The sequence below is a fragment of the Limnohabitans sp. genome, assembly GCF_040401495.1.
In the GTDB taxonomy this organism is placed as follows: domain Bacteria; phylum Pseudomonadota; class Gammaproteobacteria; order Burkholderiales; family Burkholderiaceae_C; genus Limnohabitans.
In genome coordinates this window covers 1-24,820 of sequence record NZ_JBBAOI010000012.1, presented here as the reverse complement: position 1 = coordinate 24,820, position 24,820 = coordinate 1, and the positions used below count along the sequence as shown (strand labels likewise).

Below are 24,820 nucleotides of genomic sequence, written 5' to 3'. Positions count from 1 at the left end.
GAGAACACCATGGCCACCGCAAGCGCAACACTCAATACCCCGCTGGGCACCAGCAACAACGCATTGACCACCTCCGATGGTTCCTCGACAGGAACCTCTATGGTGACCAGTGGCAACCCGCTTCGCAGCAACGATTTGGCTCGCTCTGTGGCCAACACGGCGCTCAGCGACCCCATGGGCATGGTGCGCGATTTGGTGCGACAACCCACCGTGAAAAAAGCCTTGCCCATCATCGTGATCTTGATGGTAGTAGCGGCTTTCGGATTGGCTTCGATGTCGATGAAGACGCCCAGCTACCGCGCCTTGACCATGATGCTGCCCGAGACTGATAAACAGTTGGCCATTGAAACCTTGAAGGCGGGTAACTTCAGTCCCCAAGTCGACAACAACACAGGCCAAATCATGGTGCCTGGCGACAAATACCAAGAAGCTCGCATGTTGCTGGCTTCTAAAGGTTTGCCCCGCACAGAGGCCCAAGGCATGGATACATTGAAAGACATGCCCGCCATGACCACGAGTCAGTTCATGGAGCAGGTTCGCTACAACAACGCCATGGAACAAGAGTTGGCCAAAACCATCTCTCAAATTGCAGGTATTCGCAACGCCCGTGTGCATTTGGCCGCTCCTAAGCAAAGCGTGTTTGTGCGTGACCGTGTGCCCACCAAAGCGTCCGTCATCATCACCCGCGCACCTGGCAAACAAGTCTCTTCTGCCAATGTGCAGGCGATCATTTCATTAGTGGCGTCTAGCGTTCCCTATTTGGCACCCGAAAACGTGTCTGTTGTGGACAACTATGGCACCTTGATGAACGAGATGTTGGGTGAAGCCCCCTTGGGTCTGACCGGCGCTCAGTTGCAACAAAAGCAACAGATGGAAGATCTCTACCGCACCCGTTTGATTCAATTGCTCGCACCCATCGTGGGTGAGACGAATGTCAGCGCACAGGTGAGCTTGCAACTGGATTTCACCCAAGAAGAAATCACCACCGAAGATTTCGATCAACGCGACAAAGGTCCCAAGACCCGATCTGAATTGTTTGTGGAAGACCGCAACTCTTTCAAAGATGCGATTGGTGTGCCAGGTTCGCTCTCGAACACGCCTCCCAACCCTCCGCAAAACCCTGCTTCCTCAGAGACCTCTGTGGCTGACCCGAACAAAGGTGTCAGTGAAAAAGGTGTGCAAGTGGTCGCACGTTCAACCAAAAACTATGAACTCGACCGTGCGGTTCGCCACACCAAGAGTGCCATGGGCAATGTACAAAAACTGGGTGTGGGTGTTCTGATCAATGAGCGCCCCATTCCTGCTGGCACCAAGGTTGAAAAGCCCGCTGATGGCTCTGCTGCACCCACCACCATCCCCTATACACAAGAAGAGCTCGACCGCTTGAACCAGTTGGTGCGTGGCGCTGTTGGCTTTAATGACAAACGTGGCGACGTGGTCACTGTGGTGGCAACTCGCTTTGAGCCCCCTGTCGACCCTGACGCTGTGCCTTGGTATAAAGACGAATCTTTGGCTTCTTTGGCCAACAGTGGTGTGGTTGCTTTGTTGTTCATTAGCTTCTTGCTGTTCGTGGTTCGCCCAATGATCAAGAAGCTTAATAAGCCTGAAATTGATCCCGCAAGTTTGGCTGCTGCTGCCTTGGCTGCAGCGTCTGCTGAAGCAGCCAGCGCAGAAAAAATGCGCACTGAGCGCATCGCTGCCGCCGAGGCCGATGCCGCGGTTCGTGCCACCCAAGAGCGCTTGGCCCGTGAAGAGGCTGAGGAGAAAGTTCGCAAAGCCAAAGAAGAAGAACTCATGCAGTTGCAAATGGCCGAGGAAGCCTCTGCTGCAGAATCCGTGCAAATGGCCGAAGAAGAGGCTGCCCGCGAAGCCGAACGCCTTGCTGCTGCCAGCGAAGAGCCAGAAGGTCCTACCGATGTTGAACTCGCCGAGGGAGAAACTCTGGAAGACCTCAAGGCTCGCATGGGCAACCTCAAACCCAAGAAGCAAGCAATACCCGCCGATTTGCTTAACAATGCCAACTCGTATGACGATAAAGTCGCATTGATTCGCATGATCGTGGCAGACAACTCTGGCCGTGTGGCTGGTGTCATGCGCGGCATGATCGAATCATGATGCGAACCTTGATGAAAATTAAGGAACCAAGGAAAAAACATGGCTGATAACGATACGATTCAATGGACCCCCGAGCTGCGCTCTGAGATGGCAGCAATGACGTCCACCCAACGCGCTGCGGTGTTGATGCTTTTGCTCGGCGAAGAACAGGCCGCAGAGATTGTGAAATACCTCAGCCCCAAGGAAGTTCAAGCCTTGGGTGCAGCCATGGTGCAAGCTTCGAGCTTGTCCCAGAACGCTGTGAATGTGGTGCTCGACCAGTTCGTCGATATGCTGAAAAAACAAAACAGCGTAGGACTGGGCGGCTCCGACTATGTAGACAAAGTCATGCGCTTGGCTTTGGGTGACGATAAGGCGAATTCGGTGCTCAACCGCATCATGCCTGGACAGGGCACAAAAGGCTTGGACATCCTCAGCTGGATGGACCCACGCTCCATTGCCGAGATGATTCGCACCGAACACCCCCAGGTGATTGCAATTATTTTGTCTTTGCTAGAAACCAATGTGGCAGCTGACGTATTGGTGTATTTGCCACCTGAAGTGCGCCCAGAAGCCATTCAACGTGTAGCCAGCATGGACACTGTTCAACCCTCTGCGATGGCAGAACTTGAGCAAATTATGAAGCAACAGTTTGCCAAAAGCTCTTCCTCAAAGTCTTCCAGCTTTGGCGGCATCAAAGCGGCTGCAGACATCATGAACAAAACCAAAACTGATTTGGAGCGTTCGGTCATGGATGGTCTGGAAGAACTCGATGTCGATTTGATGATGAAGATTCAAGACCAGATGTTCACTTTCGACAACTTGGTGACCGTAGACAACAAAGGCATTCAAGTGCTGATGCGCAATGTCGAGCCTGACCAACTCATGGTCGCACTCAAAGGTGCACCTGAAGAGGTGCTGGCGCGTTTCATGGACAACATGTCCGAGCGTGCTCGCGGTATGTTCAAGGACGACATGGACGCACGTGGGCCTGTGCGTGTGGCCGATGTGGAAGACGCCCAAAAGAAAATCATGCGTTTGGCTCGAAAGTTGTCCGATTCCGGCGAATTGATCTTGGGTGGAGCAGACTTTGTTTAAACCTGACACGCATCAACCAGCCGCTAGGCATTGGCTTCACGACACATGGCTGCACTCCTCAGACAAACTGGCGGCGCAGTTCGGTGAAGTCGATTGGGCGCAAGTGCCCAAGCTTGACTATGCGTCGGTGTTGTTCAAGCAACTTGCGACTCCTGAGTCTGCCAAGGTATATGACAACAGCGATGGTTTTGTGTTGGAGACCTTTGGCCTGCCTTTACCCACACCTCGCTCAGAAAAGAAAAGCGAGTTGGCTGCCAAGGCACAAGCCGATTCAGCTGCCGCATCAACTGCTGAAAAAACCTCGGCTACACCCCTGCAAGCCACGCCACCCGCACAGCCCATCAATACCTCGGTGTTGTTTGGCGAAGAAAGCTTTTGGGCCTGTGCCAACCCCGATGTGTGGGATATGTTCACTGATGACGGCGAAGTTGACCAACTGTTTGATTCGGCGGACTGGGCTGCTGCCCGTGAAGTGGCTTACCAAGAAGGTTTTTCAGCGGGGCGCGAAGAAGGCTATCAAGCAGGTCACGCCCAAGGCCATGAGAGTGGCAAGTTAGCAGGCGTGCAAGAGGGGCAATTGGCTGGTTTTGAAACTGCACAGTCACAGGCTGTCGTCGAACAAGCACAAGCACTGGCTAGCCAAAAGAGCGAACTTTTGGCAGGTCTTGATGATCAAAAGTTACTGCTCAAAGAGGTCACCGATAAATTACAAGCCTTGAGTGACAACCCTCAAGCCTTGTTTGAACCTCTCAAGCGTTTGGCCTTGCATATCAGTGAACACATGGTGTTGGCTGAGTTAAACCTGTCTGGTCAAGCCATTGAGCGCTTGGTTCAACGCTGTCTGGATGAAATCGATTTACACGGGCAGTCCCAAGTGCTGATCGAACTCCATCCTCAAGACAAATCACGCTTACAAGAGATGGCCGGCGACGTCATGAGTCAAATGCAAATCCAAGCTGTGTCCACACTGCAACCTGGCAGTGTCAGGGTGCTGGTAAACGACACCCAAATTGAAGATCTGGTGCAAAACCGTATGCAATCGCTGGCCAACAGTTTGTTGACTCAGCCAGAAGAATGGCGAGAGCAATCGGTATTTTTCCGTCAACCCTTGGCGCAGCGCGAAGGGCAGGCCCAAGATGTGCCCGAACGTGTTGCGTACCAAGAACCCGAAGCTGATATCGATTTTTTAGACGGTGACCCCCATGCTTGACTTCACCAATGTTGCTTTGCGTACCCTCATGTGCTTGGCTTTTCTGGTCTGGGTCGTGCGACCCATGTTGATGTCTATGGTCAGGCGTGAGCCTAACTACATGGAGCTAGAAGAAATGGCGCAGCTTGCGGTCAACAGCGCTTATAGGCAGCAGTTCGCAAGTTTTTATTTGTCAAAACCCACAGACAAGTCTCCCGCCCTCTTGGCCGAGGAGGTGCATGATGAAGCACTCGCTCCTTTGGTGGTACTGACACAGGCGGAGCAAGAAGAAATCTTCCTTCAACAACAGGCCATGGCTTTGCGCTACAAAGGTCATGAAGAAGAGTTGGCACGTCGTGCGCTTGTGGCTCAAGAAGAAGCTGATCGTTTAGCCCTTCAAGCAAAAGCTTTGGCGGACTTTGAAGCGGGTGTTGAAGATGATGATGGCGACGACGAGCTGAAAAAGATGCGCGAAAACATGAAGAAGGAAAAGAAAAAGCCCTCCATTCCTGCGGAACTTTTAGCAGGTAACAGTTACGAAGACAAACTCATGGTGGTGCGTTTTGTGGCCGAGCAAGAGCAAAACCGCGTAGCCAATACCATTCGCTCTATGATTCAAATTTAATGGGCAGCCATGATGGATTTCGCTCAAGAAGTTGAACAAAGCCTCTCAGGCTTGCGCACGCCCCAACCGCAACGCAGCGGCACCTTGGTGCGCTTGGTAGGCATGACTTTGGAAGCCCGCGGTGTGATGGCGCCTTTGGGTGCTTGCTGCGAAGTGGTAGGTCGCCATGGTCACCGAGTGGAAGCCGAGGTTGTGGGCTTTAACGACAAGGTGTTGTTTTTGATGCCTTTCACTGAGCCTGCCGGTGTGGGCCCTGGCGACATGGTTCGTGTGGTGAGCAACTCATCTTTGGTTAGCTTAGGCCCTGAACTTTTGGGACGCGTCATTGATGGGCGGTGTCAGCCCTTGGACGGTAAACCTGCACCTGTATGCAAAGACTTGCTCAGCCTCTTGGGTCGGCCCATCAACCCGATGGAGCGTGGTCCTATCAACAAAATTTTGGATGTAGGCGTCAAAGCCATCAACGGTATTTTGACGCTAGGCCGTGGTCAGCGCTTGGGTTTGATTGCTGGTTCTGGCGTGGGCAAAAGTGTGTTGCTGGGCATGCTCACCCGTTTCACCAAAGCCGATATTGTCGTCATTGGTTTGATTGGCGAGCGTGGCCGCGAGGTTCAAGCGTTCATACAAGAGTCTTTGGGTGAAGAGGGCTTGGCCAAGTCAGTGGTCATTGCCGCACCTGCCAACGTCTCACCGGTTTTGCGCTTGAAAGCCACCCACTTAACCCATGTGATTGCCGAGTATTTCCGCGACCAAGGCAAAGATGTGCTGATGCTGTGCGACAGTTTGACGCGTGTGGCCCATGCCCAGCGCGAAATCGGGTTGGCTATTGGTGAACCACCCACAGCCAAAGGCTACCCGCCTTCAGTGTTTGGTTTATTACCTAATTTGATTGAACGCGGCGGTGTCGGCAGACATGGCCACGGCTCTATCACCGCCATCTACACCGTACTGGCCGAGGGTGACGACGCGGCCGATCCGATTGTGGATATTGCCCGTGCCTCCTTGGATGGGCAAGTGATGTTGTCGCGCAAACTCGCCGACTCGGCGCATTACCCCGCCATTGATTTGACAGGTTCTATTTCTCGTTTGATGCAAACCTTGCTCAGCAGTGAAGATTTGAAGTTATCCAATAAATTGCGCCGTCTTTGGTCTTTGTACCAGCAAAACGTTGACCTGATTCAGGTGGGGGCGTATGAAAATGGTTCTAATCCTGAGTTGGATGAAGCGATTCGCCTAAACGATCGTATAGTCAATTTTTTGAGGCAAGATATGCATATCAGTCAAGACTATGAAGTCACGCGTTCCCAACTGCGTGACTTACTCAACCAATCATGATGGAAAAACACAATGCAGGTGCGTAGTTGTTGGGCTGTGCTGACCAAAAAAGCCAAGGACGCCGAGGAACTGTTACAGCGTTCCTATGCCGATGCTCAAAAAAAATTGCGTGCTTTACATGAAAGCCGTCATCGCATGGATACCTTGCTGGATGACTACAAAAAGCGTGCGCTTGAATCCCAAGCCTTGCTGCACAGCATGGTCGACACCACAAACCAGCGTCAATTTATTTTGCATCTGCAAGACTTGGTAAACCGTGTAGAAAAAGACATCATCAAAGCTTCGGTAGAACTCGAAGGCGTTAAGCTGGCCATGATGCAGGCTACCCATCAACGCATGAAAATGGAAACCATGCAGGAAAAAGACGAGCAGGCTGTCAAGACTTGGCAGCGCAAACGTGACCAAAAAGAGATGGATGCTTTGGGTTTGACACTGTTTAATTTGAAGAGTTGACCCAGCCCGCCTCTAACCAGTGCCAATAGTGCGGCTTGAAAGCCCAGGGAATCAAGGTGGTGCAAGTGTGGGGCGCAAACACCCCAGCAGTGGCATGGTCAAGCCAAACCCCTTGTGCATTCAATTGGGTCAGTAAGACTTGCGCTGCTTGGCTCATCAGTTGCTGTTTGCCGTTCACTTGCACTTGCGCGGTGTCTGCATCGGCTTCGTCTAGACGGCGAAAAACATTGGTTTTGACATCTGGCATGGCCATGCCAGGGTCGGTGGGGCCAGAGTACACATCGTGCAAACTTCCCCAACTACGCCCTTTGAGCAACAGTTTGATGTGACGCAATTGCCGCTCGGCAATTTCTTCGTCACCCAGGCGCACACGGACCTGCCCGAGCACATTATCAAACCAGACACAAGCTTGGGAGTGGTCGCGCAACAGCTTTGGCAAACCGGCAATTGCGTCTTGGCGATGAAAGCGCAGTTGCGTTCCGTGTTCTCGCAATTCTTTACCATGGCGCAGACTGAACAACAGTGGCACCAATGGATCGATGTCGTACACATCGATGAGCTTAAAGCGGGTGAGCCACGGTGTTGGGAGCATCCACCCAGCGCTTGGACCTATCAACAGTAAATGGCTTTCCTCGGGTTCAATGCTTGCTAAAAACTGGGCAATTTTTTCACGCGTAGGCAGCCAACGGTTGAGCGAGCGCAGGGCATGTAGATGCCAGTTCAGGCCACCCGTGCCACCTGCGTTGGTGATGTCGCGAATCCATGTCGCCCATCCTAATCTGGGTATGCGGCTAACGCTCACATACCACCTTGAACATGGTGAATACAGGGGAATTGGGTGGCACAACTTGCCATTGGTCAAAAATACCTTCGCTGGTGATCGCCTCGCCGCCCAGGTTGTGGCCGCTGTACAAGGACATCGATCTGGTACGAACTTGGTGTTTTGCGCACTCCATTTCCATCAGCGCTCGACTGGACAGGTAAGTCTTGCCTTGGGCAGTTTTTTGGGGCTCGCGGTAATCCAACATAGTCCACACGCGGCGAAGGTTGCCGTTTTTTTCGATGGAAGCGCGGTCTATGCCGTAGGTGGCGTGGTCTGCCAAGCCCAAAGAGACCCAGTCCGAAGCGAAGGCACACCATGAGAGGGCGCTTAAACACAAGCAAACCAAGAATTTGTAGGAATGATCAAGATTTTTCATGAATTGACGTTTCTGCGATGGATAATGGGGCACCATGCCAAACCAAGACTGGGTTCAGTATTCTCTCAGTATGACATTCGTCTTGTTGCTGTTGGCGGCGGCCCTGTGGTGGCTGTCGCGTCGCAACAAGGGCTTTCTACTCCCTTCTGGCAAACGCAGAATCCAAATTTTAGAGGCCTATTCTCTGGGCATGCGGCACAAGCTGTTGCTGGTTCAGGTGGACTCTCAAAGATTGTTGTTGGCCGTCAATCCCAACGACATTCAAAAACTGCACGCTTGGGCGGCAGATTCTTCCCTCCCCGTTGAGCAAGGTGTAACCGATGCGCACTAAACATGGATGGTGGTGCTTTGCACTGATGCTGCTGGTCTTGGTCTTGCCCGATATGGCTTTTGCTCAAGGCTTGCCCTTGGTCACTGTCAACAGCGGCAAAGCTGGTCAACAGTACAGCATGACACTGCAGCTCTTGGGCTTGATGACGGTGCTCACCGTCTTGCCATCCTTGTTGCTGATGATGACCTCGTTTGTTCGCATCATCATCGTTTTGTCCATCTTGCGCCAAGCATTGGGCACGGCATCAACACCGCCCAACACCGTGCTGGTGGGTTTGGCTTTGTTCTTGACGCTGTTCATCATGTCCCCTGTGTTTGACGAGGTGTACACCAAAGCAGTGGCGCCTTATATGAATGGCACCTTGCAATTTGACAAAGCCTTGGCGGTGGCCGAGGTGCCGGTACGCAACTTCATGATGCTGCAAACCCGTGAAGACGATATTGCGATGTTCATGCAGATTGGTCAGAAAAAAGAAGTCGACAGCGCCGCTGATGTGCCTTTCACCACCTTGGTACCCGCTTTTATGACCTCGGAGCTTAAAAGCGCTTTCATGATTGGCTTCATGATTTACATCCCCTTTGTGGTCATCGATTTGATTGTGGCCAGCGTGTTGATGTCCATGGGCATGATGATGCTCTCGCCCATGATCATCTCTATGCCTTTCAAGTTGATGTTGTTTGTGCTGGTCGATGGGTGGACGCTGGTCATGGGTTCACTTGCGTCAAGTTTTATTTACAAGTGAGGTAGCAATGGATACAGCCATGGTGGTGGATTTGGGGCGGCAAGCTTTGTGGATGACGATGCTGGTTTCGGCGCCCATGTTGGTGGTGGGTTTGGGGGTGGGTTTGATCGTGGGTATTTTTCAAGCTGCCACTTCGATCAACGAGCAGACTTTGAGCTTCATACCCAAGCTCTTGTCGCTGGGTTTGACCGCCGCTATTTTTGGCGGTTGGATGATCAACAGTTTGGTCGACTACACCAAAATTTTGTACGGTCGCATCCCAGGTTTGTTTGGCTAAGCGCTTATGAATATTGAGATGCTCAATTTGCTGGACAGGTTTTATGCCCTGATTTGGCCGATGCTGCGCATCTCTGCATTTTTGGCTTTCTCGTCCATTTTTTCAATACGCGCAGTGAGCTTGCGCATACGCTTGTCTATCTCTATCGTGCTCACCGTGTTTTTGTCATTGCACTTGGATATCCCGCGCATTGACCCCGTCACCGCTGAGGGGCTTAAAGAAATCGTCAACCAGTTGTTTGTCGGTTTGGTGATGGCCTTGATCATGCAGATCTCGAGTGCAGCGATTGTGGCGGCGGGTCAAGCAGTGTCTGGCTCTATGGGACTGTCTATGGCCAATATGGTGGACCCCTCTTTTGGTAATGTCCCCGTTATTTCACAATTTTTCACCATCCTCGGCACCCTGGTGTTTTTGTCCATTGGTGGACATTTGATTGTGTTTGGTTTGCTGTTGGAGTCCTTCACCTTGTTCCCCATCGGTAAATCCATGCTGACGCAAGACCTGTTTGGCAAAATCACCGCTTGGGGAGCGCTGATGTTTGTCTCCGCGCTGTTGATTTCCTTGCCGGTCGTCATTACCTTGTTGTTTGTCAATATCGGTGTGGGTTTCATCACCCGGGCCGCGCCAAGCTTGAATATTTTCTCAGTCGGCTTGCCGGCTTTGCTCATCGCTGGGTTTGTGGTGCTGTGGTTGTCCATTCCCAGTGTGATTCAACGCATTGCTTGGCTGTGGGTGCAAACCTTTAGCCAGTTGCGCAGCATTTTGACGGGCAGCTAGGGTCATGGCAGACGATTCCGCTGAACGTACAGAAGAACCGACAGCGCAGCGACTTAGTAAAGCGCGCCAAGAGGGGCAAATTGCCCGCTCAGTGGAGTTGTCAACGGCGGCTCTTTTGGTGACCGCCACTTTGTTTTTCAGTATGGCTGGCGGTTATATGTTTAACCGCTTAGCGGCTTTGTTTATATCCCAGTTGCAGTTTGATCGCAAGGTGATGGACAAGGCCGAACTTTTGCCCGCTATCTTTTTCCAATCGGTGATTGACGGCTATATCTTGATTTTGCCGATCATGGTTTTGCTGGCATTTGTGGGGGTTGTCTCCACAGTACTCAGTGGTGGCTTGGTGTTTTCCTTGGGCATGCTGGTTCCTAAATTTAGCAAGCTCAATCCCATGGCTGGACTCAGTCGCATGTTTGGCACCCGAGCGTTGATTGAGTTGGTCAAATCGATATTGAAATTTGGGCTGATCAGTTTGATTTTGTGGAACTCGGTGTCCAACAATATCGATGACTTGGTCACGCTTAATCGTTTGGATTTGGGCACAGCGGTTCAACATGCAGGCTCCATGATTTTGGATGCGTGCTTTTGGATGAGCATGGGCTTGGTGTTGATTGCCTTGCTAGACGTTCCGTTGCAGCATTACCAGGTGAGCAAAAAGCTCAAGATGACCCGCCAAGAGATCAAAGACGAGATGAAAAACTCTGAAGGCCGTCCCGAGGTCAAAGCCACGATTCGCCGACGTCAGCGCGAGATGGCAAATGGGCGTATGTTGGACAAGGTCAAAGACGCTGACGTGGTCATCACCAACCCCCAGCATTTTGCGGTGGCTTTGAGTTATGACCCTAATTCAGATGGCGCCCCGACCTTGATTGCCAAGGGCACCGATGAATTGGCTCACCGCATCAAAGAGCTTGCCAAAGAAGAGGGCGTCTATATATTTGAGGCTCCCGAGTTGGCCAGAGCACTTTACTTCACCACCAAGTTGGATGAACCGATTCACGAGGCGCTCTACCACGCGGTGGCGCAAGTGATTGCCTATGTGTTCAGTCTCAACCAGTCATATGCGCCGGGCGAGGGTCTGCTCAAGCCGACTTTGCGCATCCCCGACAATATGCGCTATGACGAAAACGGTTTTCTCTTTCAATGATGAGTCCAGGAAGACGAATCGACCATGAGTGATTTTTACCAAAGCCCTGCTGACAAACTGCGGTTTGAGATTTTGCTCAAGTCGCTGCGCGAGGGACGACTCAATTTAGCCATCCTCGGCGACGATGAGGTCGCATTGACTTATTACGGCAGGCGAATCTTTCAACATCTGAGGGAGCAGGGCGAGTCGCATGTGGAATTATGGACATCGGCAGACTCGGAAAAACTCGTCGACCGCTTCAACGAAATACTGTCAGAACTGACAGTTGACCAAGCGGTAGACAAGGGCAACAAAGCAGCACCCAAGCGCTTCATGATTTTTCCCGACACCCAATCCATTCAAGAGTTCGAATTGCAACTTCTGGCCCGCTTGGTCAATGGGTTCCCAGCCAGCAATATCAATCTAATTTTGTTGGTCAACAACCAAACGTCTTACGAGAAAAAGCTAGCCACCTTTGGTAAAAATTTATTGCAATGGGTATTGGAGTCGGAAGATCCCACTCCCCCAAAGTCCCAGCGTATAGAAACCCGCGACGATTTTTCTGCTTCGCAAAAGACCGCTGCACCAATTGTCAAAGGCTTAGATAAGACATACAACTTGCCGCCTGCACCCTTGCCCCCATTGGATGAGCCCGCACAAGCGATTGCCTCCAACAAGTCTGCGCCTTTAGCCGCTAGTGAGGTGACGCCTGAGTTGGCGGACCCCATAGAGCCTGTGATGGGTGAAGAGGTGGTTTCAGGTCCGACTTTGAGTGGCGAAGAGTTGGCCAAAGAATGGGCTGACAGTGCGGCTGCATCAAAACGCAGCACCAAAATCGTTGCCATCTTGCTCGTGGCCTTGTTGGGGAGTTTGGCGACCTTTGGCTTTTTGTACCAAGATCTGATTCGCCAAGAGGCTGACTCCTTGCAAGATTACTTGGGCGGCAAAAAACCCGTGGCAGAGGTTAAATCTGACCATGTACCTGCACCTGCAGCCACGGTTTCCATGTCTTCCAGTAATACCCCAGCCCCTAAATCACCCGATATTGTGCTGAGCGAAAAAGAAGAGCTTGTCAGCCCCAGCGCGTCGACCAACCCCAGCCCACCAACGCCAGCAACCCCCAATTCACCGCCCCCAGCCCCCCCGCCTGCTGCGACTGAGCCAGCACCAGCTCCCAACCCTACCCCCACCCCCAGCGTGGTGGAGGCCAAGAAAAAACCCGAAAAACCTGCGGAAAAGCCTGCCGAAAAACCCCAAGAAATAGCGGCAGATAAATCCGCTGGTGCTGACGATTCTGTTTGGGTGAGCAAACTTGAAGCCGATACTTGGGTGTTGCAGCATGGTGCTTTTGACAGTTTGGCCGAGGCAAGAGCTTTTCAAGCCAACTCCAGCTTGTTCAAATCGGCGCAAGTCCTGTTCAGTCAACGTAAAGGCGGGAAATCGTTTTACATTGTTTTGACCGGTCCTTACGCTGACAAGGCCTTGGCGGAAACACAAATGCGGCAAAACCCAGCCATGGCCAAGGCATGGCTCAGAACCTCAAAATCCTTGAAAGCGCAGTTTCAGGACTGAAGCCCTCAAGATTTTTCAAGTTGTCCGTTTTGCGGCCGACTTCAACTGCGGAGATTTTTTTATGAGCAGTGAAGATACTTTTGACGATAAGCCTTTGGCCGATGTCGATGCGCAGGCTGTTGCCAACGCTTTAAACAGCGAACGAGTGTTCGAGCGCAGCAGTGCGCCACCCGAGCTGCTGATGCCCTCAGCCTCTAGCACCGACGAGTTTCCCGACGAGCCTGAACCTGAAACTGAACCCATGCCTGAACCTGTGCCGCTTGACGTTGAGTTCGTCGATCCGGTAAGACCAGAGCTGTCATCTGCAAATGAAAAAGCCCCTCAGTATCAAGGCAGCTACGGTCAAAGCGACCCTGCAAGCTTGGCCGGTGCGGGCTCAGGCGAGTTGCAGCACGCCCAATTAGGACCAGCACAAAACCATGAATTGGCGCAGGCTGGGCTTGTATCTTCTGAAACTGAACAGCCCGCTAAGTCCGAACAAGCGCAAACCCCATCTCCCACAGAAGGACTGGTTTTGCAACCCCATTTAGCCCATTTGGCTCAAGTTGGACTGACTGACTCCGATACATGGCAAGAGCAGATCAAGCCGAGGATTGAGCATTTGCATGAGCAAATCGATGATGTGAATGTCCGGCTAGATCATTTGACGACCCGTAAATACCGATAAGGACACTACCCATGGCGCAAGAACAGGAAAACGCAAAAACCGCCGAGGCTGGCGCGGTTTTGGCCGAGCCGTCTGTCGCCACCGAGGGGGAGGCCCTTGCCGAAGGTATTGAGGCTTTGCAAGCGCAGGCACTCGACGGCAGCGAAGTCTCCAAGCAACTTGAAGACCTCACCGGTGTGGTGCTCTGCTCAGCTGAGGTGTCCACCCGTTCAGCCGAGGTAGCGGCCAATATCAGCGAAGAAATGCGCAATGTGATGCTCAAAGTAGACGACATGAGCCGACGCAATGTGCTGCATTCGCGGGTCATGTTGGTGGGTTTGCTCAGCTTCTTGATGATTGCTGTGGGCACCTTCTTTGCCATTTCAACCCGACTACAACAAAATATTCGCCAGTTGGATGCGCTGTCGCTGGCGGTTGGCAAGCGAGTCGTAGAACTCGACGCTACGCTGGCCGCTTTTGGTGACGCCACCCATGGCTTGGGGGATGCCACTGAAAAAATCGATGGTATTGAAGAACGCCAGGCCAAGCTCGACGGCAAGATCGAAGCCAAGATGGAAGACTTGACCAAAATGTTTGGCAAGATGCCCGATCAAATCGCCGGTCAAATCAATGGACAAAGTGAAAAAAGCTTGGACGCTAAATTGCAAAATCTGCAAAAAAGCATTCAAGCCGTGGAAACCAAAATGCAGGCCTTGTCTTCCAAATCATCGGCTGCGCCACCTCCTGCCAATAACCAAGCAGTGATTGTTGAAATTCAAAAGCTTAAAAAAGACTTGGAAATCGCGATAACCGCAAACCAAGTTGCCGCCAAAGCTGCACGTGAACAAGAAAAAGCAGCAGAAAAAGCAGCAGAAAAAGCCGCTATTGCTGCTTCGCGTAACCCGCCTTTGACCATCCCTGTTGCGACAGAAGCTAAATCGACGGATACCAAGGCGGCAGAACTCAAAGCAAAAGCCAAAGCTGCAGAAGCCAAGGCCGCAGAAGCCAAGGCAGCGGAGGCCAAAGCCCAAGCCAAGGCTGCGGCTGATGCCAAGACTGCCGAGGATGCCAAAGCGGCAGAAGCCAAGGCCAAGGCAGACGCCAAAGCCGCAGAAGCTCGTGCCAAGGCGATTGAGGCCAGAGCTGCAGCTGAACGGGCTGCGCAGCCGCCCGCTATTCCCCCCCGCGCCCAACCCAAAGAAGACCGCGTGATTTATCCACGCCCCAATACCGACAACTAAGCCGTCAACTAAGCTAGCAGTTCCAGCGGTAACTGCTCGTCAAGTTGAAAGTGCTTGGCGTTGGCCTGTGGCCAAAACTGGACAAATACCGTTGGCAAGCCTTTGGTGGGTTTTTTCAACAAACTGCCCTCTGCCAAGGTGGGGTATAAATCTTCCAATGAGCAGGTTTGGTGTGCGCTCACACGGCGCATGATGTGCTTGGCCTGAAGCTTGTCAGGCGACTGAAAACCAGCTGCTTGCAGCAGTTCTTGCAATGCCACCAAGGTATGGTGATGGAAATTTTTCACCCGCTGTGCTTTGCTGGGTACCACCAAGGCGATTTGGCGCTGCGGGTCTTGGGTGGTTACACCGGTGGGGCAATTGCCCGTATGGCAGGTTTGTGCTTGTATGCAACCCAAGGCGAACATAAAACCTCTGGCGCTGTTGCACCAGTCGGCACCCAAGGCAAGGGCGCGAACAATATCAAAACTGCTGATGATTTTGCCGCTTGCACCTAGGCGAATTTGCGAGCGCAAGTTCACACCCACCAAAGTGTTGTGCACCAAACGCAGACCTTCCAACATGGGCATACCCATGTGATCAGAAAACTCCAAAGGTGCCGCCCCCGTGCCGCCTTCTGCGCCATCGATCACGATGAAATCGGGCGTGATGCCGGTCTCCAGCATGGCTTTTACGATGGCAAACCACTCCCAAGGGTGACCTACGCAAAACTTAAAGCCGGTGGGTTTGCCGCCGCTTAAGTTGCGCAGTTGCTGCACAAATTCAAGCAGTCCAATCGGGTTGGAAAAAGCGCTGTGCGCTGCGGGGGAGACGCAGTCTTGGTCTATGGGAACGCCTCTCGCATGGGCAATTTCTTCTGTCATTTTGGCCGCTGGTAACACCCCGCCATGGCCAGGTTTGGCGCCTTGGCTGAGCTTGATTTCGATCATCTTCACTTGCGGGTCAACCGCTTGGCGGGCGAAACCATCGGGGTCAAAGCGGCCTTGCGCATCTCTGCACCCAAAATAACCGGAGCCAATTTCCCAAATCAAATCGCCGCCGTAGACGCGGTGGTGGCGTGAAATGGACCCTTCGCCAGTGTCGTGTGCGAACCTGCCCATTTGTGCGCCTTGGTTCAAAGCCATGATGGCGTTGGCACTCAGGGCGCCAAAGCTCATGGCCGAGACATTGAACAGACTCAACTCATAGGCTTGGGTACAGTTTTTGTCGCCCACACGAACACGAAAATCGTGGCTTTGAATTTGAGTGGGTGCCATGGAGTGGGTCAACCATTCGTAGCCTTCGCTCATCACGTTGAGTTGAGTGCCAAAAGGGCGTTTGTCTGACTGCCCTTTGGCGCGGGCGTACACAAGCGAGCGTTGGGCGCGGGAAAAAGGCTCTGCCTCGTTTTCACTTTCTATGAAGTACTGGCGAATTTCAGGGCGAATGAATTCCAGCAAAAACCGCATATGTCCAAGAATGGGGTAGTTGCGCAAGATGGCATGGTGGGTTTGCAATAAATCGTGCACCCCCACCGCGGTGAGCAGCACAAACAGCATCAACCACCAAGACAACTGACCGCCGGCAAGTAGCACCAGCAGACTCAGACACAAGCCGCCTAAGCAGATGAAGAAGGTGGTGTAGCGCACCGGGTAGGGTACCCGAATGGCATCAATACGCTTGAGAATTTGAGATAGATCGGGCATAGGGGAGAGTCTCTTGGTGCCCCACCCGTTTTTCGGCGTCAGGGTGGCGAATGACGCAAACGTGAAGCCAACCTAGCTTGCGCCAATGAGGATACCTCAGCGCGCAAACGTGCCATGGACAGTTGTTGGTCAGCTGAGCGTTGAATTTCTTGCAAGTCTTTCAAAATGGATTGGCGCAGTGCGTCTAACTCCACATCGATGGTGGACAAGCGCTTGCGCAACTCGCGTTGCTGGCTCATGCGCTGGCTGAGCAGGCTCACGCTACCGGCAATGACTTTCCAGTTTTGTGCCAACTCGTCCTGTGCGGGGCGGTTTAACTGCTCGAACAGTTCTCCAAGCAATGGGTCGTGCAGCACTTCGCTAGAAGCCTTGGCGATGGTTTGTGCAGCTTGGTGGTTGATCTCGCTGTAGGTTTGAGCCGCATAGTGTTCATCTTCATAAGCTGGTTCAGAGGCTTCGTCCGTTTGGGATTGCTTAGAACTGCTGCTTTGGCTAATGTTGAAGTTGTGCACCTGCGCCCAACCCATGCCAGGGTCGTATTGCTTGAGGCCTTTGAAAGCGAGGAATTTTTCTTCAGACATGGTCAGACCGTGTGTGCTTTGTCATCAAAGCTTGGCTGCACTGCCACGAGCCAAACGTTTGAGGAATTCTGGGATGCCGATTTGTGAAAGCGATCGGCTGTTGACAATGGTTTCATCCTGCTCCGCCACTTTGCGCTGGCGGTAGCGCCCCAGCACCGAGTACTGCGTAGAGTTGGGAATGTTCTCCAGTACGCTGGCTTTGGCCGCAACCAAAGGCACACGGACACGGCTGGTGTCTTGTTCGGTCAACTTTACAGGAGCAGGCTTGCGGGGCAAGTTGGCCTGTGCCATGCGGATATCCCGAGCGGCACAAATGGCTTCGCCAAATTCACGGAACGACTCGCCACCAATGTCTTGGGCATCCATCAGGTAGCCGCGCTCAAACAAATCCCGAGCGGACTGAGACTCCAAAATTGGCGGCGCCAGCATGAAACTCACAGGAAAGCGTTGACGGGTGAAGACGTCAGAGCTGAGTTGCTCATTCAGTACCCTGGTGGGGCAAACCACCAACATGGGGCGTCGCTCGGAGGCGGAGTCAAATACCCAGCGGTTGCGGTTCAAAAAGCCTGATGTTGCTGCAAGCTCAATTTCGGAAACTGAGGTGGGCACCAGCACCATGTCGAACTCGAACATCAATTCACCAGCCAATGAGTCGGACCAAGTTAGGTCGCATACCAAAATATCGCATTCGCTGGCAGCACGGCGCATTTGCAAGCGTGCTTCAAAAATAGGACGGTTGCCGCCTTGGTCCACTGGCAAAGCCAAGTGTTTGATAACCGCACCCACGTCGGGTGCCTGTTTGAGCCAATTGCTCGAAGAGCCGTGGGGATCCCAGTCGATCAGGGTCACAGCCAAATTCATACTTCGACTCAGATAAGCCACTAAATTCGCAGACAGCGTGCTTTTACCTACGCCGCCTTTTTGACTTGTGACCAAAATCTTGAATGCCATCATCAGCTCCAGAATTTACGGAGGTGTCGAATCCACGGGCGCCTGCAATATGCAGAAACCAAATGAGGAAATTTCCGTAAGGGGGTATGAATATTAGCTTTTTTTACGTTTTAGTCAAATTTAGTGTTTTTGGAGTTGTTGTTTTACCGCTACTCGTATGCTGGACTCGGCTTTGCTACACAATTGCTACCAATGGACAAAATTCGCATCGATAAATGGCTGTGGGCGGCACGCTTTTATAAAACCCGCTCTTTGGCCACTGACGAAATCAACAAAGGCCGCATCGAGGTCAATCAACAGACCGCCAAACCCTCCAGAGAGGTGAAAACCGGCGATACCGTTGCCATACGGCGTGAGGGCTTGGTGCGCACAGTCACTGTCATGGGTTTGAGCGATGTACGTGGTTCTGCGCCTGTCGCACAAACTTTGTACGCCGACACTCCCGAGAGCATCCTAGCCAAAGACGCTTTTGTCCAGCATCGACGTTTTGCCAAAGAACCCGCACTGTCCATAGAACATGGGCGTCCGACCAAGCGCGATAGGCGCGAATTGCAACAAGCCCAGCATGGCTGGGATGACCGATGGAGTGCATCAATTGATTAATCTGTGGATGATGGCTTGGCGTACCTTGTGCCGCGATGCCAAAGCGGGCGAGTTGCGCTTGTTGTGGGTGGCGGTGGCTTTGGGTGTGGCGGCTTTAACTTCAGTGGGCTTTTTGGCCAATCGGATTGAAGGTGGCTTGCAACGCGATGCCCGCCAGTTGCTGGGTGGCGATGCAGTGATTGCCAGCGACCATGCACTGCCAAGCGAACTGATGGACCAAGTTAAGCGCTTTGGCTTCACGGCTTCTAGCACCTTGAGCTTTTCCACCATGGCACGCAGCAGCCAAGGGGCAAGCCGTTTGGTGGCTTTGAAAGCCGTCGCCGATGGCTACCCTTTGCGTGGTCGTTTGCAGATTGATCGGCCTGTGCCTGTTACCGATCGCATACCCGCCGTCGGTGAGGTCTGGGTAGAGCCCGCTTTGATGGAAGCCTTGGAACTCAAACTGGGCAATGATTTATTGCTAGGTGAGCGCAGACTTCGGGTGGCCGAGGTGCTGCTCAGCGAACCTGATCGTGGTGCCGGTTTCATGAATTTCGCCCCAAGGGTGATGATGAACCAGGCCGATTTACCCTCTACCCAGTTGGTGCAACCGGCCAGCCGCCTCAACTGGCGACTGGCGGTGATTGGTTCGCCTGACCAGGTCAGCGACTTTGTGGCTTGGGCCAATGACTACGTCAAGCAACCCGAAGTGCGTGGCCTGCGGGTGGAGACGTTGGAAGCAGGCCGACCAGAGATGCGCCAAACCTTGGACCGTGCTGAAAAGTTCTTGCATTTGGTGGCGCTTTTGGCTGCATTGCTCAGCGCCGTTGCTGTGGCTTTAGCGGCCAGAGGTTTTGCGGCGCGGCATTTGGATGACTGCGCCATGCTTAGGGTGCTGGGGCAAAGCCAGCGTCACATCTTGACGGTGTATGTCATCGAGTTCTTCACCGTGGGCTTGCTGGCCAGTGGGCTTGGCTTGCTGCTGGGTTTTGGTTTGCACCAAGTGTTTATCTCTTTGCTGGCCGGTTTGGTTGAGACCGATTTGCCTGCGCCTGGCATGGCGCCTTTTTGGCAAGGCTTGGGATCAGGCTTGACCTTGCTGGCAGCTTTTGGCTTGCCGCCTATTTTGCAACTGGCACAGGTGCCGGCTTTGCGGGTGATACGTCGTGACCTTGGTCCTTTGCGAGCGACATCCTTGGGTGTGATGGGCTTGGGTCTTTTGGGTTTCTCAGCTTTATTGCTAAGTGCCAGCCGCGACCTGTGGTTGGGTTCGATGGTGGTGGGTGGCTTTGCTGGCGCTGTATTGGTCTTTGCTGGTATGGCGTGGCTGGGGGTGATGGGTTTGCGCCGCGCGATGCAACTCAGTGCTTTACCCATTTGGCTGCGAATGGCAACACGGCAAATCTGCGCCCGCCCTGGCTACACCGTGGTGCAGGTCAGTGCCTTGTCGGTGGGTTTGCTGGCACTGATGCTGTTGGTTTTGTTGCGCACCGATTTGGTCGACAGCTGGCGCAATGCCACACCGGCGGATGCGCCCAACCGCTTTGTCATCAATATTCAGCCTACACAGTCGCAAGAATTTTTAAAAACCTTGGACGAAGCGGGTGTAGCCAAACGGGACTGGTACCCCATGATTCGGGGACGGCTGATACAAATCAATGGCGAAAACATCCGCGCCGAGCGTTACACCGATGAGCGAGCGCAGCGCTTGATAGAGCGGGAATTCAATCTCTCGCACTCGGCTCAGGCGCCTGCCCATAACCAAATCGTGCAAGGGACTTGGAAGCCAGAAGAAGCCAACGCCATCAGCATGGAAGAGGGCATTGCCAAAACTTTGCAACTCAAATTGGGTGACCAACTGCGTTTTGACATGGCGGGTGTGGTGCTGGATGTGCGTATCACCTCCATCCGGCGGGTGGACTGGACTTCGATGCGGGCCAATTTCTTTGCTCTGTATCCTGTCTCCGCCATGCCCGATATGCCCATGACCTATATCGCTGCTTATCGCGCACCGACTCAGTCCGGCTTTGACAATGCCTTGGTCAACCGCTTTCCCAACATCACCAATGTGGACATGGGCGCCACCATCAACCAAATACAAAAGGTCTTGGGTCAGGTGATTGGTGCGGTGGAGTTTCTTTTTGCCTTCACCTTGGCAGCAGGTTTGGTGGTGCTGTTTGCCGCCGTGACGGCCACGCGAGAAGAGCGAGCGCGTGAATACGCGGTACTGCGGGCGCTGGGTGCTGGCAACCAGTTGCTGCGCCAGGTGCAAACAGCCGAACTCTTGGGTGTGGGCGCTTTGTCGGGGGCCTTGGCCGCTGTGGTGGCGGTGGTCATGGGTTGGGCCTTGGCGCGTTATGTGTTTGAGTTTGCTTGGACCGCATCGCCTTGGGTACCCATGTTCGGCGTGCTGAGCGGTGCATTATTGGCTTGGGGCGCAGGATGGTGGGGTTTGCGCGAGGTGCTGCGCCGTCCGGTGGTCGACACCTTGCGTCAAGCACTTTAAATTAATTAGGGTCAGACCCCAATTATTGACCCCAATTATTTCAGCAGCACCACCAAGGCCCCAGCGCCTCCTTCAGACCCTTTGGCTTGCACAAACGCCAGCACCTCGGTTTTTTGTACCAACCAGCGCTGCACCTTGGACTTGAGCACCGGTGTTTTGCCAGGTGAGCCCAAGCCCTTGCCGTGTACCACGCGCACACAACGCCATCCACGTTTGGTGGCGTCACGAATGAATTGCCCCAAGGCCTCGCGGGCTTCATCACTTCTCAAGCCGTGCAAATCGATTTCCCCTTGCAAGCTCCAATGCCCTTTGCGCAGTTTTTTGGTGACGTCGGTGCCTATGCCTTGGCTGCGGTAGCTGAGTTCGTCATCGGTATCGAGCAGGGTGGACACATCAAAATCGTCGCTCAGGCTTTCACGTAGGACATTGGCATCATCGAGGCGCTGTTGCTGGGCCAAGGGCTTGGCAGGTTGGGGAGACAAACTCACCCTAGGCGCATGGTCTAGGGTAGTCACCGCACCAATTGCTCGAATGAACAAAGTTTTTTCCGCATTGGCGCGGCGCTGCGCTTGAAGTCTTGCGGCTTCCAGCGCTGCGGTCTCCTCAGCCTTTGCTTTAAGCGTGTTCTTGATGGCTGCCAAGTCTTGCAAGCTGCGTGCTTTCACCATGGGCTTTGCTCCGCCATGGACCAGCAGCGACCAGGGCCCACAATGACATGGTCTAAAACCCGAATATCGACCAAGGCCAAAGCAGTTCGCAGGGCGTGTGTGAGTTTTTCGTCGGCTTGCGAGGGGCGAACCTCGCCGCTGGGGTGGTTGTGCGAAAAAATCACCGCACAAGCACCAAGCAAAAGCGCGAGCTTGACCACCTCGCGCGGGTAAACCGAGGTTTGGTTCAAGGTGCCACTGAACATTTCCTCAAAGCGCAACAAGCGGTTTTGCCCATCTAAAAACAAGACACCAAACACCTCGCGCGGTTGTTGACCCAACTGGAGTTGCAAAAACTGTTTGACGTTGTCGGGGTCGGTCATGATGTCGCATACCCGCATTTTTTGCAGCAATGCACGGCGTGACAACTCGACCACCGCCAACAGCTGAGAGCGTCTGGCCAAGCCGCCCAAGCCCTTGCTGCTGCGCAAATGTTCTGGGCTGGCATGTAACAAACCCGCCAGACCTTGGAAGCGGTCGAGCAAACTTTGGGCGAGTTGCAACACGCTTTGGCCGGGCAGACCGCTGCCCAGCAAGACCGATAGCAGTTCCACATCGGTCAGCGCTTGGCTGCCCAGCGCGAGAAGTTTTTCGCGAGGGCGCATGGCTTTGGGCAAATCTTGCAACTGCATGGCAAAGGGATGGGTCAAGAGCATGGTGGTTCAAACAAGTGTCATCTTCGCCTTGGTTGGCTGGCGCTCCAAGTGCACCAAGCCCGCTTAGCAATGTGATCCATGGCCTTTCTACAATAGATTCAGTTTACAAAAGACCCATATGCAAGCAACCCCCACGATTGACGCCGGCTCATTTCTGACTTTGCACTACCGATTGAGTGGTCCGCAAGGCGACATCATCAACACTTTTGGTGGCCCTGCGGCCACGTTGACGCTTGGCAATGCCGAGTTGGCGCCTGCCATCGAGGCTCGCTTACTGGGCTTGGCTGAAGGCGAGCATGTCACCCTGGACATGGCAGCTGGCGAAGCTTTTGGCGAGCGTAACCCCGATATGTTGCAATGGGTGCCTAAGCAGCTTTTAGCCACCTTTGGCGACGCTGATGCGTCCTACTTGTTAGGAGAGGTGGTGGAGTTTCCCGCACCTAACAATGAGGGCAAGTATGCAGGGGCGGTTGCACAAATAGGCGAGGATGCAATTTTGTTTGATTTCAACCATCCGCTGGCGGGACAAGCCGTCAGTTTGGAAGTGCAAGTGATAGGGGTTCTTTGAATGGCTGATTTGCAAGAAATTTTGTTAGCTGAGCCGCGCGGCTTTTGTGCAGGCGTGGACCGTGCCATCGATATTGTCGAGCACGCTTTGGCCAAATTTGGTTCGCCCATTTATGTACGCCATGAAATTGTGCATAACACCCATGTGGTTGACGATTTGCGCTCTCGCGGTGCCATCTTCATTGAAGATTTGAACGATGTACCCGAGGGCGCCACCTTGGTATTCAGCGCCCATGGTGTACCCAAAGAAGTCGAGTACGAAGCTGTACGCCGCGGTTTTCGCATCTTTGATGCCACGTGCCCACTGGTGACCAAGGTGCATGTGGAAGTCGCCAAACTGCACAAAGAAGGCTATGAATTCATCATGATCGGCCACAAGGGACACCCCGAGGTGGAGGGCACCATGGGGCAACTCCCCAACGGCATTCATTTGGTGGAAGACGCAGATGACGTGTGGAAGGTCGAGCCTGGTCAAGCCCAATTGCTGGCGGTCGTCACGCAAACCACCCTCAGCGTGGACGATGCCGCCGAGATCATGGCTGCTGTGAAAAAACGCTTCCCTCAGGTACGTGAACCCAAGCAGCAAGACATTTGCTACGCCACCCAAAACCGCCAAGACGCCATCAAGGTCTTGAGTCCGCAGGTGGATGTGGTGATTGTGGTGGGCAGTCCCAGCAGTTCCAACAGCAACCGCTTGCGCGATGTGGCCGCCAAGTACGGCACCCCCAGTTACATGGTTGACCATGCAGGTGAACTTGACCCTGCTTGGCTAGATGGCAAACAGCGCATTGGTTTGACTGCAGGTGCTTCTGCCCCCGATATCTTGGTGCAGCAAGTCATCAGCCGCTTGCGCGAATTGGGTGCCACCTCGGTACGCACCCTCGACGGCGTGCAAGAAACTGTGAAATTTCCTTTGCCCAAGGGCTTGCGCAACGACTGAGGCCCTAGGCTCTCTACAATCCACCCATGCTAGACATCGCTTTACTTCGCAGAGACCTCCCGCAAGTGGTGGCTCGCCTGCAAACCCGCAAGAACCCCCAGCCTTTTTTAGACGTTGATCAATTTCAAGAGCTGGAAAACGAACGCAAAACACTGCAAACCCGTACCGAGTCACTGCAAGCCAAGCGCAACAGCTTGTCCAAAGAGATCGGCCAGCGCAAAGCCAAAGGCGAATCCGCCGACGACATCATGGCCGATGTCGGGCAGCTGAAAGAAGAGCTTGACGCCTCTGCCCTCAAGCTGGATGTTGTGCAAAATGAATTGAATCAACTGCTTTTGGCTGTGCCCAATTTGCCCCAAGACAGCGTGCCTGTGGGCAGCGATGAGCATGGCAATGTGGAGTTACGCCGTTGGAGCCCCACAGGCACAGAGCCCACACCGCTTGGCTTCACGCCCAAAGACCATGTCGATTTGGGTGAGCCTTTGGGGCTGGATTTCGAGATGGGCGTCAAACTCTCTGGTTCGCGCTTTGCTGTGATGCAAGGGCAGATCGCTCGCTTGCACCGCGCTTTGGCGCAATTCATGTTGGATGTGCAAACCCAAGAGCATGGCTACACCGAGTGCTACACGCCTTACATCGTCAACGCTGACAGCTTGCGCGGTACGGGCCAACTGCCTAAGTTTGAGGAAGATTTGTTTGCCGCCAAAAAGGGCGGGCAAGATGGCGACACCGACGGTCAAGCGCTGTACCTTATTCCCACCAGCGAAGTTCCTTTGACGAATTTTGTGCGTGACAAGGTGCTGGCTGAAAGCGAGTTGCCGCTCAAGCTCACCGCACACACACCCTGTTTTCGCTCTGAAGCGGGCAGCCACGGCCGCGACACACGCGGCATGATTCGCCAGCACCAGTTTGACAAAGTCGAGATGGTGCAAATCGTGCA

26 protein-coding genes are annotated in these 24,820 nt (G+C 53.4%); 19 read left to right on the top strand and 7 right to left on the bottom strand.

Translation table 11 applies throughout. The features are described from left to right. The first annotated feature begins 9 nt into the window (after positions 1 to 9). The 6 genes from fliF to AC9UEO_RS08840 are packed head-to-tail and all read left to right on the top strand — an operon-like array spanning position 10 to position 6,794. A complete protein-coding gene (gene fliF / locus AC9UEO_RS08865; protein WP_509532272.1) occupies positions 10 to 2,115 on the top strand; it encodes a flagellar basal-body MS-ring/collar protein FliF in 2,106 nt (701 codons plus the stop codon). 39 nt (positions 2,116 to 2,154) lie between these two features. After that, on the top strand, positions 2,155 to 3,192 hold the full coding sequence (gene fliG / locus AC9UEO_RS08860; protein ID WP_509532271.1) for a flagellar motor switch protein FliG: 1,038 nt from the start codon (positions 2,155 to 2,157) through the stop codon (positions 3,190 to 3,192). Continuing rightward, positions 3,185 to 4,402, top strand: coding sequence for a FliH/SctL family protein (locus tag AC9UEO_RS08855; RefSeq protein WP_509532269.1), 1,218 nt, complete (start codon positions 3,185 to 3,187; stop codon positions 4,400 to 4,402). Before fliG ends, AC9UEO_RS08855 begins: the two co-directional genes overlap by 8 nt. Next, positions 4,395 to 5,006 (top strand): hypothetical protein, encoded by a 612-nt coding sequence (locus AC9UEO_RS08850; RefSeq protein ID WP_509532268.1) that lies wholly within the window; start codon positions 4,395 to 4,397, stop codon positions 5,004 to 5,006. The genes AC9UEO_RS08855 and AC9UEO_RS08850 overlap by 8 nt, the downstream gene beginning before the upstream one ends. A gap of 9 nt (positions 5,007 to 5,015) precedes the next feature. Beyond that, entirely contained in the window at positions 5,016 to 6,341 is a 1,326-nt protein-coding gene (locus AC9UEO_RS08845; protein WP_509532266.1) for a FliI/YscN family ATPase, read from the top strand. Between the two features lie 12 nt (positions 6,342 to 6,353). Beyond that, positions 6,354 to 6,794, top strand: coding sequence for a flagellar FliJ family protein (locus tag AC9UEO_RS08840; RefSeq protein ID WP_509532264.1), 441 nt, complete (start codon positions 6,354 to 6,356; stop codon positions 6,792 to 6,794). Here the strand turns inward: AC9UEO_RS08840 and AC9UEO_RS08835 are convergent. Both AC9UEO_RS08835 and AC9UEO_RS08830 read right to left on the bottom strand, forming a co-directional pair. Beyond that, positions 6,778 to 7,596 (bottom strand): hypothetical protein, encoded by an 819-nt coding sequence (locus tag AC9UEO_RS08835; RefSeq protein WP_509532262.1) that lies wholly within the window; start codon positions 7,594 to 7,596, stop codon positions 6,778 to 6,780. The genes AC9UEO_RS08840 and AC9UEO_RS08835 overlap by 17 nt on opposite strands. Then, the gene (locus AC9UEO_RS08830) at positions 7,586 to 7,993 is read right to left on the bottom strand and encodes a surface-adhesin E family protein (RefSeq protein WP_509532261.1); all 408 of its coding nucleotides are present in this window, start codon (positions 7,991 to 7,993) and stop codon (positions 7,586 to 7,588) included. The genes AC9UEO_RS08835 and AC9UEO_RS08830 overlap by 11 nt, the downstream gene beginning before the upstream one ends. Positions 7,994 to 8,063: 70 nt before the next feature. Between AC9UEO_RS08830 and AC9UEO_RS08825 the strand changes: the two genes are divergently transcribed. The 8 genes from AC9UEO_RS08825 to AC9UEO_RS08790 all read left to right on the top strand — a co-directional run bounded on the left by AC9UEO_RS08825 (position 8,064) and on the right by AC9UEO_RS08790 (position 14,705). After that, complete coding sequence (locus tag AC9UEO_RS08825; protein ID WP_509532259.1) at positions 8,064 to 8,324, top strand: flagellar biosynthetic protein FliO; 261 nt, start codon at positions 8,064 to 8,066, stop codon at positions 8,322 to 8,324. Further along, positions 8,314 to 9,066, top strand: coding sequence for a flagellar type III secretion system pore protein FliP (gene fliP, locus AC9UEO_RS08820; RefSeq protein WP_509532257.1), 753 nt, complete (start codon positions 8,314 to 8,316; stop codon positions 9,064 to 9,066). The genes AC9UEO_RS08825 and fliP overlap by 11 nt, the downstream gene beginning before the upstream one ends. A 7-nt stretch (positions 9,067 to 9,073) precedes the next feature. Next, entirely contained in the window at positions 9,074 to 9,343 is a 270-nt protein-coding gene (gene fliQ / locus AC9UEO_RS08815; protein ID WP_509532255.1) for a flagellar biosynthesis protein FliQ, read from the top strand. A gap of 6 nt (positions 9,344 to 9,349) precedes the next feature. Beyond that, the gene (fliR, locus tag AC9UEO_RS08810; protein WP_509532253.1) at positions 9,350 to 10,120 is read left to right on the top strand and encodes a flagellar biosynthetic protein FliR; all 771 of its coding nucleotides are present in this window, start codon (positions 9,350 to 9,352) and stop codon (positions 10,118 to 10,120) included. 4 nt (positions 10,121 to 10,124) lie between these two features. Beyond that, positions 10,125 to 11,267, top strand: a complete 1,143-nt coding sequence (gene flhB, locus AC9UEO_RS08805) for a flagellar biosynthesis protein FlhB (RefSeq protein WP_509532251.1) — start codon at positions 10,125 to 10,127, stop codon at positions 11,265 to 11,267. A gap of 24 nt (positions 11,268 to 11,291) precedes the next feature. Continuing rightward, entirely contained in the window at positions 11,292 to 12,818 is a 1,527-nt protein-coding gene (locus AC9UEO_RS08800) for an SPOR domain-containing protein (protein ID WP_509532249.1), read from the top strand. 61 nt (positions 12,819 to 12,879) lie between these two features. Then, positions 12,880 to 13,485: a hypothetical protein gene (locus tag AC9UEO_RS08795; protein ID WP_509532247.1), complete on the top strand. Its 606-nt coding sequence runs from the start codon at positions 12,880 to 12,882 to the stop codon at positions 13,483 to 13,485. An 11-nt stretch (positions 13,486 to 13,496) separates the two neighbouring features. After that, positions 13,497 to 14,705: a hypothetical protein gene (locus AC9UEO_RS08790; protein ID WP_509532246.1), complete on the top strand. Its 1,209-nt coding sequence runs from the start codon at positions 13,497 to 13,499 to the stop codon at positions 14,703 to 14,705. Positions 14,706 to 14,713: 8 nt separating this feature from the next. Here the strand turns inward: AC9UEO_RS08790 and AC9UEO_RS08785 are convergent, their stop codons facing one another. Genes AC9UEO_RS08785 through AC9UEO_RS08775 form a run of 3 tightly spaced genes read right to left on the bottom strand, consistent with a single transcriptional unit; the run spans position 14,714 to position 17,922 of the window. Beyond that, positions 14,714 to 16,390, bottom strand: a complete 1,677-nt coding sequence (locus tag AC9UEO_RS08785; RefSeq protein WP_509532244.1) for an FMN-binding glutamate synthase family protein — start codon at positions 16,388 to 16,390, stop codon at positions 14,714 to 14,716. A 38-nt stretch (positions 16,391 to 16,428) separates the two neighbouring features. After that, the gene (locus tag AC9UEO_RS08780) at positions 16,429 to 16,971 is read right to left on the bottom strand and encodes a hypothetical protein (RefSeq protein WP_509532242.1); all 543 of its coding nucleotides are present in this window, start codon (positions 16,969 to 16,971) and stop codon (positions 16,429 to 16,431) included. A 24-nt stretch (positions 16,972 to 16,995) separates the two neighbouring features. After that, positions 16,996 to 17,922 (bottom strand): ParA family protein, encoded by a 927-nt coding sequence (locus tag AC9UEO_RS08775; RefSeq protein WP_509532241.1) that lies wholly within the window; start codon positions 17,920 to 17,922, stop codon positions 16,996 to 16,998. Positions 17,923 to 18,114: 192 nt separating this feature from the next. On the opposite strand from AC9UEO_RS08775, the gene AC9UEO_RS08770 reads away from it, so the two are divergent. Both AC9UEO_RS08770 and AC9UEO_RS08765 read left to right on the top strand, forming a co-directional pair. Continuing rightward, positions 18,115 to 18,525, top strand: a complete 411-nt coding sequence (locus AC9UEO_RS08770; RefSeq protein ID WP_509532239.1) for an RNA-binding S4 domain-containing protein — start codon at positions 18,115 to 18,117, stop codon at positions 18,523 to 18,525. Beyond that, positions 18,497 to 21,010 carry an ABC transporter permease gene (locus AC9UEO_RS08765; protein ID WP_509532238.1) on the top strand — a complete coding sequence of 838 codons (2,514 nt, stop codon included), beginning with the start codon at positions 18,497 to 18,499 and terminating at the stop codon, positions 21,008 to 21,010. Before AC9UEO_RS08770 ends, AC9UEO_RS08765 begins: the two co-directional genes overlap by 29 nt. A 35-nt stretch (positions 21,011 to 21,045) precedes the next feature. Here the strand turns inward: AC9UEO_RS08765 and AC9UEO_RS08760 are convergent, their stop codons facing one another. Together AC9UEO_RS08760 and radC are read right to left on the bottom strand one after the other, a co-directional pair. After that, entirely contained in the window at positions 21,046 to 21,678 is a 633-nt protein-coding gene (locus AC9UEO_RS08760; protein ID WP_509532236.1) for a Smr/MutS family protein, read from the bottom strand. After that, positions 21,672 to 22,349 (bottom strand): RadC family protein, encoded by a 678-nt coding sequence (gene radC, locus AC9UEO_RS08755; protein ID WP_509532322.1) that lies wholly within the window; start codon positions 22,347 to 22,349, stop codon positions 21,672 to 21,674. Before radC ends, AC9UEO_RS08760 begins: the two co-directional genes overlap by 7 nt. A gap of 142 nt (positions 22,350 to 22,491) precedes the next feature. Here radC and AC9UEO_RS08750 point away from each other — a divergent pair, with 142 nt between their 5' ends. The 3 genes from AC9UEO_RS08750 to serS all read left to right on the top strand — a co-directional run. Continuing rightward, positions 22,492 to 22,941: an FKBP-type peptidyl-prolyl cis-trans isomerase gene (locus tag AC9UEO_RS08750; protein ID WP_509532234.1), complete on the top strand. Its 450-nt coding sequence runs from the start codon at positions 22,492 to 22,494 to the stop codon at positions 22,939 to 22,941. After that, on the top strand, positions 22,942 to 23,880 hold the full coding sequence (ispH, locus tag AC9UEO_RS08745) for a 4-hydroxy-3-methylbut-2-enyl diphosphate reductase (RefSeq protein ID WP_509532233.1): 939 nt from the start codon (positions 22,942 to 22,944) through the stop codon (positions 23,878 to 23,880). It abuts the gene before it with no gap. Between the two features lie 26 nt (positions 23,881 to 23,906). Beyond that, on the top strand, positions 23,907 to 24,820 hold a 914-nt coding region (serS, locus tag AC9UEO_RS08740; RefSeq protein WP_509532231.1), incomplete at its 3' end, for a serine--tRNA ligase.